This window comes from Flavobacterium sp. 1355 (assembly GCF_017833415.1).
Taxonomy (GTDB): domain Bacteria; phylum Bacteroidota; class Bacteroidia; order Flavobacteriales; family Flavobacteriaceae; genus Flavobacterium.
Genome location: NZ_JAFICC010000016.1, coordinates 63,452 through 75,240 on the forward strand (window position 1 = coordinate 63,452; position 11,789 = coordinate 75,240).

Genomic DNA, 11,789 nt, shown 5'->3' on the forward strand with positions numbered 1-11,789 from the left:
GAAAATGGTTTTTGGTTGTTAAATAGTTATAGTTATTTTTTAAACCTGTTCAAAAATACTTTTAAACTGATATAAGATTCTTTCGAGTAATCGTAAATCTTCAGTTACGATTTCGGCACTTCCTTTCATTTCCTGCTGGAAAATAATTTGTTTTTTATACGATGTTTCCAGTCCGTTTGGCAGTGCAACATCCAATAACAGATTTCCATCCTTATCAGGAACTAAAGAAATATTACGGATTTTGCCGTATAACACACCAAATTCCCTATCCGGAAAATTCGAAAGTCTTATATTTACTCGTTGTCCCACTTTTATTTTTCCGGAATTTAATGCCGGAGCTTTTACTTTTCCAACAAAACCATTTCTGGCATCGGGAACTATCGAAAAAACATTATCACCAGAATTTATCGTTTGGTTTTCTGTCCATACCTGCAAAAAAGTTACGACACCGCTAACGGATGATTTTAGTGTATAATTAAGTTCCCAGTCTTTTATCACTTTTTTTAGCTGATAAAAGGACTGAGCCATATTTCTCCCAAGGTTAACCTCTTCCTTAGTGCTGTTTATATGTGAACTCTGGCTCGATTTTGTGTTATCTATCAAAGATGACCTTAATTGAGAAATCGACGATAAGAGGTTTTTATAATTCTTTTGCGCCTGAAGGTAGCTCAGTTTTTTGGTTTCCATTTCCTGAGTTGATACAATACCTTTGTTGAATAACGTTTCAAAACGTGCTACTTCATTTTTTTGAAGCTGCAATTCACTTTCATTAATTACCTTTTGCTGCTGAAGGATTTCCAAACGCTCTTTTATTTGGATGTTTTCAGAACTTTGAGCCCTGCTTTCCACTTCATAAGGCTGTAAGTCCTTATTTAATTTTTGTGCCTGATAATCTTTTTGAAAAACAGCATACGCGCTTTCAATTTCGCCTAACTGCGCGTTTTTTAATGCAGAAAAAGGAAAATCCTTTTTTGGATCATTAACATTATAACTATCAACAATACTTTTTAATAAAAATACATCCTGGTAATTGGCCGTATTTTCAATAATAGCAAGAGTTGTGTGTTTTTTTATTACCGATTTATCCTTAACTAATATGGCTTCAATTCGTCCTGATGTTTTAGAAACTATTTTCTCTGGCGGTATATTGGTTGTAATTACAATTTCGGTATTTACCACGTCCGGGTATTTAATAAACCAGGACACAAAGAAAAGCATCACCAGAATTGTGAATATCAGAACTGTCCCCCAACGTATCATCCAGTGTGGGACTTTGGTGAGAATGTCCTGAACTTCCTCGCTTCTTAACTCAAATGTACTATGATCTTCTGCCATGATTAATTTCCTAATTGCAATTGGTTTCGAACCAATTCAAAATAATTCCCTTTTTGCTCTACTAATGCCGAATGGCTTCCTATTTCAATAATTTTTCCTTTATCTAAAACTACTATTTGATCGGCATTCATCACGGTGCTTAATCGGTGGGCGATAACAACAACCGTTTTTTCTTTGAAGAAAAGAGACAGTTTTCGCATAATTTCTTTTTCATTATTTGCATCTAATGCAGAAGTAGCTTCATCAAAAAATAAAATTTCAGGATTCTTATAAACAGCTCTCGCAATAAGTAATCTTTGTTTCTGGCCCGTACTCATTCCTGTGCCTTCAGAACCAATTTTAGTATTGTATCCTAATGGCAAACCACTAATATATTCCTTGATATTGGCAACATCGGCGGCATACATTAATCTTTCTTTATTAATATTATCAACACCAATTGCAATATTATTGGCAATCGTATCACTAAAAATAAACCCTTCCTGCATAACGGCACCAATATTAGCCCTCCATGCTTTTTGTGAAACGTTTTTTAATTGCGCATTTCCAATACTAATTTCTCCTTTTTCCGGTTCATAAAATTTGAGCAGCAGCTTCATTAAAGTTGTTTTTCCGCTTCCGCTAACGCCAACTATGGCAGTAACTTTATTGGCCGGTATTACTAAATTCAGATTATCTAAAACCGGAATGTCAGAGCCTAAATACCGGAAAGAAAGGTTTTTTATCTCCAGATCAGCATCAAAAGGAACATCAGTGGTCTGATGGACTTCCTGCTGTGTTTCATCTTCTTTTTCATGAATTTCAGACAGTCTTGCCAATGAAATTTTTGCATCCTGAAGTTCACGAACAAATTCAATAAGCTGTGTTATAGGACCGTTTAAACTCCCCACAATCGAACTAATGGCAAGCATCATCCCTAGTGTAATGGAGCCATCAATAACCAGTTTAGCCGAAAGAAAAATGATAAAAATATTCTTTAGCTCATTAATTACAGAAGAACCTATTGTTTGTGTTTGCTCGAGTACCAGTCCTTTTATAGAAACCCTGAATAATCTTGCCTGCACATATTCCCAGCCCCAGCGTTTCTGTTTTTCGGCATTGTGCAGCTTTATTTCCTGCATCCCGTTTATAAGCTCCATTACTTTGCTCTGCTCCTGTGAGACTTCGGCAAAACGTTTGTAATCCAGAACTTCCCTTCTTTTCAGGAATAAAGTTATCCATCCGAAATAAAGAACACTTCCGGCAAAAAACACTAAAAATATTTTCAGGTTAAAATAAGCCAACACCCCTCCCATAACAAACATATTGATTACAGAAAACAATACATTTAGTGATGAGGTTGTCAAAATTCGTTCAATTCTGCGATGATCATTAATACGCTGCATGATATCTCCGGTCATTCTTACATCAAAAAATGAAATCGGCAGATTCATTAGCTTAATGAAGAAATCAGAAATAAGTGAGATATTTATCCTGGTTGAAAGATGGAGTAAAATCCAGCTTCTGATAAGTTCTAAACCAGTTCTTCCTGCAAAAAGAAATAGCTGTGCAAAAAGTATGAGATAGATAAAATTAATATTTTGGTTTTGTATCCCTATGTCAACAATACTTTGTGTCAAAAAAGGAAAAATTAACTGTAACAAGCTACTGGCCAACAACCCGATGCTTAACTGAATCAGAAATGACTTATAGCGAAGTACATATTGTGACAGTAGCCCGAAACCGAGTCCCTTATTATCTTCTTTATCAAAATCTGTCTGAAAAAATTTCGGTGTTGCTTCAATCAATAATGCAATTCCTTCCTGAGTTGATTCGTCTGCGTTATTTCCTATCCAGAATTTAAGAAAATCTTTCTCATTATATTCTATCAGTCCAAAAGCAGGATCTGATATATAATAGGTTCCTTTTTTTATTTTATAAAGTACAACATAATGGTTTTTGTTCCAGTGCAGGATACAAGGCAATGGTGCTTCTTCTAATCTTTCTAAACTCAATTTGACACCCAAAGTCCTAAAACCGATTTTCTCAGCTGCATCGCTCAAAAAAAGCAAATTACTTCCTTCACGAGTCGTTTCACTGCTGTCCCTTAACTCCTGGATATGGATTGTCTTGCCGTAATGTTTTGCAATTATCTTTAAACATGTCGGTCCACAATCTTTGTAATCGGCCTGCTTGTAGTTTGTGAATTTTTTCAAGTCTAAATTGGTTTATTTGATAGCAATATTATACAAAAATTCTTAAAAATTGAAGATTCTTTTTTAAATATGTTAAATCAAAAAAAAACAGAGAGAATCATTTTCTCTCTGTTAATTATATAAGTGTAATTATAATAAAATAATTTCTCTAGGAGATGGCACTGGTTAGCCCTAACCAAATAAAACCAACCAAGTGACCAATTTTCCTGAGAATCCCAGCACCAATCATCAATGCGGGGATAAATTGCCTAATGTTCCACGATTAGGCGCCTACAAATTCAAAAAAAACATGACTAAATTTTAAATAAGGCTTTATATTGTAATTAATTGTTTATTTCTAAAATTATTCTAATCCAGGCTTTAAAGGAAAAGGATATCCACAGTTTCCTGTGCTTCCTTCTTCTATTCCAGGAATTGATCCGTCAGGACATAATGTATAGCAATATGCATTTACCTTATGATTTGATGTGTAACAAAAACATCTACACGTAGCTGGCTGAACAGGCAGCCCTCCAAAGATGCTTTTTTGCTCATTTACACTTAGCTTTTGAGCTCCTTCCAGGTTAATTATATTTTTTAACATACTACAGTTTTTATATTAGATTAAAAACATTTAAATTTTAGTATAGATATTATTAACAATATCTTGTTCCAATAGGTACGCATAACCAATATGAAGGTACTGTACCAAACTCTGTACATCTCTTGGCAACCAAACCTTCCTCACAAACCGGCGCATCTCCGCCAATTATTGTTTTTTGCTCATTTGCGCTTAGTTCTTGTGCGCCTTCTAAATTCAAAATATTCTTTAACATAATAATTTCGTTTTTATTATTTAGAAACACTTCAACCTTTAAAGACACTGAAGCTTTTGTCCGTATATATTTTATGCTATCTGTTGTTCTAAAACTGTAAGTTCCTTCTCTTCAATAAAATCGTTTAAAAAATATTTCAGTTCGTTAAGCTCATATTCGTTTGGAAATAATTTATCATTTACAATTTTTACTGGTGTATAATTAAAATTATTTTTAGAACACCATTCGTATTGTTTTTGTATTTCCTGATTTATCATCATACTTACTGGTTCTGTATGCCATTTTTTCAACCATTTTTTCAGACCCATCTTTTTAATATGCCAGTCTGAGATTGCTTCTACCGTTTTTCCTGGTGTCGATCTGTTTATCGTTAAAAGCCTTTCGACAACAATTTTGTACGGATTATCAATATTTTCAGGATTAATATTAAATAATATATTTAAAAATATTTTGTCCGGAAATCTTAAAACCAAATCAAATGCTTCCTGAAAAGTTTTATGACAATGACCACAACTCGGGCTAATAATTATTGTAAGCTTTATTAATGCATTTCTATTTCCAAAATTTAGGCCTCTTAAATCATCTAAACCCACTATGTGAGGTACTTTTTTTGATAAAAAATTCAACAGTGAGTAATTTCTCTTAAATTTCTTAAGATCCTTTAAGTTACTTTTATCACTAATTATGTTTTTTATTACAGGTTTAAGAGCTGACCAGGTTAACGTTAGCAAAACCAAAGAAAACAGGAATGGAAAAATAACTTCAAAACTAAAATTTAATATAAAAAAGTCTGACGCAAACCATATTGCACTTTGCATTAAGATTAAGAACGAAACAGCCAGACACATTACACACCATTTTTGAATTTCATATTTCTGAATCCACACTGATGTTACGATAACCGGGATTACCAATAGACTTAAAAAACCTATAATAATTGACGATTCTAAAGGTCTAATCAGGATTGCCAAAAAACTTGCACTAAAAAACAGTAAAGGCAAATCTGAAAATCCAACTATTTGCTTATTTGTACCTTCAAAATTAATTACCGAGTCACAAGATGTATTTGGAGTCAGATTGCAAAACTTTGAAATGATATTATTTTTAAAACCTAATTTTTCCTGAACAATAAAAATGCTAATAATCAATCCTAAAAGCGATGTAGCTAAAAATATTGAGCTATATAAATTATAAGAATGATAAAAAAATGACAAACCAACCAAAAGAAATAACGGAACATAGTATCTAATATTTCTGTATTCATTTTTTAAACTTTCTCTCCCTACAATATTATTTGGTTCAATTGCTACAATTACCCCATTCCAGTCCAAAAGGAAATTATCATATGATATTTTTTGATTTCCTTTTTTTTCAGTATCAATGCGAACAAAGTTTTTTGCTCTTTCTACCAAAGTAAGCTCTTCTTTAAAATAAGCTAAAAAATTAGTCGGTAGGTTTTCGATTTGTTCTTTCGAAACCCTTACTGCAGCATTCTCCACAGACAACAAATCCAAAGAGTCTGTTATCGCAAACAAACTTGGATAATTTGGATGAGAGAGAAACAAATCTTTGAACTCATTTTTTATATCCGAGTATTTGTTAATTAGAAGAAATTTCTGAACCAGTTTTAACATCTTTTCGAGCCGTTTAATTCATAACTACGATGCAAATATTGTGGTTTTTATTTGAAAAAAATGCGCTTATATATACTTTTTATTAATTATAGTACATACAATTTATAAATTATACCAGTCAGATTAATGTACCTAAATTATTGTTTTTCAATTATTTATACTAAATTTATTGTTTGCAAAAACTCAAAAAGAGTAATCTCGATTAAGGGTTTTGGTTTTTGTCTAGTTTTGAAAAAGTTAAACGACAACATTTAAAAACATGACAAAAAAAAAATTAAAATTCGAAGATTTTACAACTGAAAAATTATCCAAAAACCAACAAAAAACTGTAATCGGAGGAGACGTTCCTGAAGATGAAAAAGATCCAATTCGAGGTGGTGGAGGTGGTACCGGAACACCATAAAGTTTATTCAAAAAAAGAGTAATTACAAAAAAAATAAATTTTAATATATCGAATTATGACAACTAAAAGATTAAATTTTGAAGATTTTGAGACTGAACAGTTATCTAAAAAACAACAAAAAACAATACAAGGCGGGGATGGTTCTGATATAGATGGAAAAGACCCCATTCGTGGAGGAGGAGGCGGAACCGGAACTCTTTGATTCCTAATCACTACCAAACTTTAAATAAAAACTAACCACAATAAATATAGACATGGGAAATAAAAAATTAAACTTCGAAGATTTTAAATCTGAAAAATTATCACCAAAACAAAAAAAAAAGGTAAGAGGTGGTGAAGATCCAATAGACGGAAAAGACCCTGTTCGTGGAGGCGGGGGTGGAACCGGAATTCCTTTAAGTTCTACTGAAATTACTAAATAAATTCATTAAATATTATTCGCAAACTGAGCTGGAGATACTCCAGTTCTTTTGCGAAATGATTTAGCAAATGAAACAGCGTTTTTAAATCCGACGCTTTCTGCAATAGCCTGAGTTGAATATTTACGGTACATATGATTTGTAATCATCTCGTTGATTACATAATTAATTTTGAGCTCATTAGAATATTCTCCAAAAGATTTACCAAATCTTTTATTTACTACATAAGACAAATATGTGGTATTTGTTTTTATCTTTTTGGCGGCATAAGACAAAGTAAAATCGGCATTTAAGTATTCGAGTTTGTTTTCTAAAGCCAGTAATTTTTCAACAATTTTATTTTCTTTAGCTTCATCAATACTCAAATTGACATTCTCTTTTTTATGAATGACATTTTCTTCGTTTGCAACTAAGGCTGTTTTAATTTCAGGATGGTCTTTTTTCTCCAGGTTGGCTTTAAATTCTTCTATTAAGGCATTCATCTTTTTATGCGCCTTGTTTTTATCCCGTATGTTTTTTATCAAAAGAAATACAATTCCAATTACAAGTAAAACATAAAATACTCTTAGAGCCTTATTCAGCAAAACATCTTTTTCATACTTGTCCTGAATGGTTATCATTTCTTCACTTAAGTCTCCAACGCCCAACTTATAGTTTACTTCTAAAGCTTCGTTACTTAATTTTGCTTCTGATTTTTCATAATTATCAAGGTAAATTTTTGAATGTTTAAAAGCCAATTCCGGCTCCTTACGTACATTATAGATTTTTGCCTGATAATAATTTGATTTTAAAAAGCTTTCGTCCTTGATGTTACTAATCATAGAAACAGAATCCACCCTTTTAAAAAACACCAGTGCCTTATCATATTTTTTTGTTTCAAAATATAAATTACCAAGATTATAGTTGGCAATTTTATATTCTCTTTTCATATTATTTTGTTTAGCAAAGAAGATAATATCATAATATGTTTTTTCAGCATTTTGGAAATCATTCTTCATATAATAAACATTTCCCAGGCTTATTTTGGCCATAATGTTATTAAGTGGGAAATCCTGAGAATAAGAAACTGTTTTTTTGTAATAATACGCAGCAGAATCTAATAAATAGGTCTGAGTTTTATTTTTTAGATACCATCCTTCGTATGAACCTGCCAAAGTTAGGTTGTTATTACTCTTTAAAGTATGGAATAAATCCTTCGTAAAAGAACTTTCATTCTGATCTATAAAACTATTGAGCTGTTTTAAATTCTTTATCGCCAATTGGTAATTACCAACTGATTCATTTATTAAGGAAATATTGCTTTTAAATTTTACTATTTGAATAATATCCCCTAATTGTGTAGAAAGTTTTATCCCTGTCTGGTAATTTTCCAGTGCTTCACTATAGTTCCCTCTCTTCCATTCTATTAATCCACCATAATTATAGAGATACGATTTAAGCTGAGTTTTATCTCTCGATTCGGGCATTTTATCAAGATATTTAAATGCCAGCAGATATTTTTCCTTAGATTTTGCAATATTCCCTTTTAGCTGATACAGATATGCCAATGACACATTGGCAAAAGTCAAATGCTTATTTTCACCAGATTCCAGCATTTTATTGGTGTATGCAAAAGCACTGTCTATATTAGTGCCCGAGCTTCGCCGTATTTTGTCCTGTAATATTAAATATTCTTGTTCTGTCAATTCTCTCTTTTGTTGAGCAAAAGAATTGGATAGAACAAAAAAAAGCAAAAAAGAGATGATCAGCCTCATTTATATTGTTTTTGAAACTCAAAAATAGTTTATATAATACCAATAAACTAGTATTAATTCGTCTTATTCGTATTTATTTGTTTTTTATTTTGTAAAAATATAACAATTTAGCTTAGTTTTGTTATATTTTTATTACGTAAATTTGTTTTAGTAAAACTAACAAAAATGAAACCAGACTTATTTCAAGCTCCAGATTATTACAACCTAGACGACTTATTGACCGACGAGCATAAATTAGTTCGTGATTCTGCACGTGCATGGGTAAAAAGAGAAGTTTCTCCAATTATAGAAGAATATGCTCAAAAGGCTGAATTTCCAAAACAAATTATAAAAGGACTTGGAGAAATTGGCGGTTTCGGCCCTTATATTCCTGTTGAATACGGAGGTGCGGGATTAGATCAGATTTCTTATGGTCTAATTATGCAGGAGATTGAGCGGGGAGATTCTGGAGTAAGATCAACCTCTTCTGTACAATCTTCTTTGGTAATGTATCCGATTTGGAAATACGGTAATGAAGAACAAAGGATGAAATATCTTCCAAAATTGGCCACAGGCGAATTCATGGGCTGCTTTGGTTTAACGGAGCCGGATCATGGTTCTGATCCCGGAAGCATGATTACTAATTTTAAAGATATGGGAGACCACTATCTTTTAAATGGTGCCAAAATGTGGATTTCTAATGCTCCTTTTGCTGATATTGCCGTTGTTTGGGCAAAAAATGAAGAGGGAAGAATTCATGGTTTGATAGTAGAGCGTGGCATGGAAGGATTTTCAACTCCGGAAACTCACAATAAATGGTCGCTTCGTGCTTCTTCTACTGGAGAATTAATTTTTGATAATGTAAAAGTTCCCAAAGAAAACCTTTTACCAAATAAATCCGGTTTAGGTGCTCCGCTTGGATGCTTAGATTCGGCGCGATACGGAATTGCGTGGGGTGCTATTGGAGCAGCAATGGATTGCTATGATACTGCACTGCGCTATGCAAAAGAAAGAATCCAGTTTGGAAAACCAATTGGCGGTACTCAATTACAGCAAAAAAAATTAGCCGAAATGATTACCGAAATCACAAAAGCACAATTGCTGACCTGGCGTTTGGGTGTTTTGAGAAATGAAGGAAAAGCAACAACTGCTCAGATTTCGATGGCAAAAAGAAACAATGTCGATATGGCGATTCATATTGCGCGTGAAGCCAGACAAATGTTGGGAGGAATGGGAATTACGGGTGAATATTCTATTATGAGACACATGATGAACCTTGAGAGTGTAATTACTTATGAAGGCACCCATGATATTCATTTGTTGATTACAGGAATGGATGTAACTGGAATTCCAGCATTTAAATCGTAAACAACTATTATAACATATAGAAAAACAATATAAAAAGCTTCCTTGTATGAGGAAGCTTTTTATATTTGCAGCAAAATTTACCCCTAATGAATATTGAAACAATAAACAATAGCATTCAACCTCAAAAAGAGCAGCTTTTACAACATTCTTTATATAATAAAATTCAGACTATTGATGATTTACATAGTTTTACAGAAAACCATGTTTTTGCTGTGTGGGATTTTATGTCATTGTTAAAAGCTTTACAAGCAAAACTGACGTGTACAACTACACCGTGGTTTGCTACCAAAAATCCTGAAACCCGATATTTAATAAACGAAATCGTACTTGCCGAGGAAACCGATCTGACGATTGACGGAAGAAGACAAAGTCACTACGAAATGTACCTGGAAGCGATGGAAGATTTTGGCGCAGATACAACCGGAATCAATAAATTTCTTTCTGAAGTACATTCATTACACAATATATTTGTTGCGATTAAACAGAGTTCTTTACATCCGAATGTGAAATCATTTTTAGATTTTACCTTTAGAGTTATTGAGCAGGGTAAACCACACGAAATCGCGGCTGCTTTTACTTTTGGAAGAGAAGATCTGATCCCAAGCATGTTTACCGAAATCCTGAATAATTTTCAGAAAAACCTGCCGGATACCGATTTAAGTAAATTAATTTATTATTTTGAAAGACACATCGAACTCGATGCTGATGAACACGGCCCAATGGCAATGCAAATGATTACTGATCTTTGCGAAGATGATGTTCAGAAATGGAAAGAAGTTGAAGAAATTTCAATTTTAGCACTGGAAAAAAGAATTGGACTTTGGAACGCTATCGAAGAAGAAATTCTCCTGAAAACAGAAATGGTATAAAACCAAAACTATAATTTTAACGTAACTATTTGTTTAGAATGTCCCAAAACTTAATTTACTCAAATTATGAAAACAGAGTTCAAACAAATAGTTACTATTTTTTTGTCAATATTTCTTCTTAGCTGCAGTTCTGATGAAACAGCTTTAGAAAATAGTACTGCGCCAGCACCAGTATTGCCCCCAAATACAACAACTCCAATAGCAAATTCAATAAATTATTTGGCCTTGGGAGACAGTTATACGATTGGTCAAAGTGTGTGTGAAACGTGCAGATATCCCGAACAGCTCAAAGCAAGCTTAAACGCAATTTATCCTCAGACCAGCTTTTCATTAAAAGTAATTGCAACAACAGGCTGGACAACATCTAATTTACTTTCAGCAATAAACACCCAAAATCCTAAATCTGATTATGATTTGGTTACTTTATTGATTGGTGTAAATAACCAATATCAGGGAAGGGATTTTTCTCTATACGAAAAAGAATTTCCAGAACTACTAAACAAAGCTATAGAACTTGCTAAAGGCAATGCTAAAGATGTAATTGTCCTTTCGATACCAGATTATGCTTATACTCCTTTTGGAGTAAGTATGATGCAGGGACAGACAGATAAAATTTCCTCAGAAATTAATAACTACAATTCTTTTGCAGAAAATTATTGCAAAATCAAAGATGTTGTATTTATAAACATAACAGAGATAACCCGTCAGGGACTCAAAAATCCCGATCTGGTTGCTAAAGATGTTTTACACCCGTCTGAATATGCATACAAGTTATTTGTAGAAAAAATGCTCCCAGCGGTAAAAAGTACATTTCGAAATTAAAATTTAACTTAAAAGTAGTAAGCTACCTAAAAAAGACGAAATAGCTCCAAGCGCAAACCATAACAATCTTGATACCCGATTATTACGGATCATTTCTGATTTATTTATATTTTCCATGTTCATTAATTTTTAAACGGAAATTAAATAAAATCAGGGTTTTTGAATATCCGAAAAGGTCTTTATTGTATTAAATTAA

The 11,789-nt window shown here is 32.7% G+C and carries 12 protein-coding genes; 6 read left to right on the plus strand and 6 right to left on the minus strand.

Annotated elements, in window-relative coordinates; translation table 11 throughout:
* Positions 1-39 precede the first annotated feature (39 nt).
* The 5 genes from JOD96_RS19250 to JOD96_RS19270 all read right to left on the minus strand — a co-directional run bounded on the left by JOD96_RS19250 (position 40) and on the right by JOD96_RS19270 (position 5,880).
* Positions 40-1,335, minus strand: coding sequence for an HlyD family secretion protein (locus tag JOD96_RS19250; protein WP_209565846.1), 1,296 nt, complete (start codon positions 1,333-1,335; stop codon positions 40-42).
* A 2-nt stretch (positions 1,336-1,337) separates the two neighbouring features.
* Entirely contained in the window at positions 1,338-3,530 is a 2,193-nt protein-coding gene (locus tag JOD96_RS19255) for a peptidase domain-containing ABC transporter (RefSeq protein ID WP_209565847.1), read from the minus strand.
* Positions 3,531-3,873: 343 nt separating this feature from the next.
* The gene (locus JOD96_RS19260; RefSeq protein WP_209565848.1) at positions 3,874-4,113 is read right to left on the minus strand and encodes a hypothetical protein; all 240 of its coding nucleotides are present in this window, start codon (positions 4,111-4,113) and stop codon (positions 3,874-3,876) included.
* A 52-nt stretch (positions 4,114-4,165) separates the two neighbouring features.
* Positions 4,166-4,345, minus strand: a complete 180-nt coding sequence (locus tag JOD96_RS19265; RefSeq protein ID WP_209565849.1) for a hypothetical protein — start codon at positions 4,343-4,345, stop codon at positions 4,166-4,168.
* Between the two features lie 71 nt (positions 4,346-4,416).
* Positions 4,417-5,880: a vitamin K epoxide reductase family protein gene (locus JOD96_RS19270; protein ID WP_245188453.1), complete on the minus strand. Its 1,464-nt coding sequence runs from the start codon at positions 5,878-5,880 to the stop codon at positions 4,417-4,419.
* A gap of 358 nt (positions 5,881-6,238) precedes the next feature.
* On the opposite strand from JOD96_RS19270, the gene JOD96_RS19275 reads away from it, so the two are divergent.
* Genes JOD96_RS19275 through JOD96_RS19285 form a run of 3 tightly spaced genes read left to right on the plus strand, consistent with a single transcriptional unit; the run spans position 6,239 to position 6,804 of the window.
* Positions 6,239-6,382 (plus strand): rSAM-modified peptide, encoded by a 144-nt coding sequence (locus JOD96_RS19275; protein WP_209565851.1) that lies wholly within the window; start codon positions 6,239-6,241, stop codon positions 6,380-6,382.
* 55 nt (positions 6,383-6,437) lie between these two features.
* Positions 6,438-6,584, plus strand: a complete 147-nt coding sequence (locus JOD96_RS19280; protein ID WP_209565852.1) for an rSAM-modified peptide — start codon at positions 6,438-6,440, stop codon at positions 6,582-6,584.
* A gap of 52 nt (positions 6,585-6,636) precedes the next feature.
* A complete protein-coding gene (locus JOD96_RS19285) occupies positions 6,637-6,804 on the plus strand; it encodes an rSAM-modified peptide (RefSeq protein WP_209565853.1) in 168 nt (55 codons plus the stop codon).
* Between the two features lie 5 nt (positions 6,805-6,809).
* On the opposite strand, the gene JOD96_RS19290 is transcribed toward JOD96_RS19285, so the two are convergent.
* Positions 6,810-8,555, minus strand: coding sequence for a helix-turn-helix domain-containing protein (locus tag JOD96_RS19290; RefSeq protein WP_209565854.1), 1,746 nt, complete (start codon positions 8,553-8,555; stop codon positions 6,810-6,812).
* A 165-nt stretch (positions 8,556-8,720) separates the two neighbouring features.
* Here JOD96_RS19290 and JOD96_RS19295 point away from each other — a divergent pair, with 165 nt between their 5' ends.
* From JOD96_RS19295 to JOD96_RS19305, 3 genes are all read left to right on the plus strand, one after another.
* Complete coding sequence (locus JOD96_RS19295) at positions 8,721-9,902, plus strand: acyl-CoA dehydrogenase family protein (protein ID WP_209565855.1); 1,182 nt, start codon at positions 8,721-8,723, stop codon at positions 9,900-9,902.
* Between the two features lie 86 nt (positions 9,903-9,988).
* Positions 9,989-10,771 (plus strand): DUF3050 domain-containing protein, encoded by a 783-nt coding sequence (locus JOD96_RS19300; RefSeq protein ID WP_209565856.1) that lies wholly within the window; start codon positions 9,989-9,991, stop codon positions 10,769-10,771.
* Between the two features lie 66 nt (positions 10,772-10,837).
* Positions 10,838-11,593, plus strand: coding sequence for an SGNH/GDSL hydrolase family protein (locus tag JOD96_RS19305; RefSeq protein WP_209565857.1), 756 nt, complete (start codon positions 10,838-10,840; stop codon positions 11,591-11,593).
* The last annotated feature ends 196 nt before the right edge of the window (positions 11,594-11,789 follow it).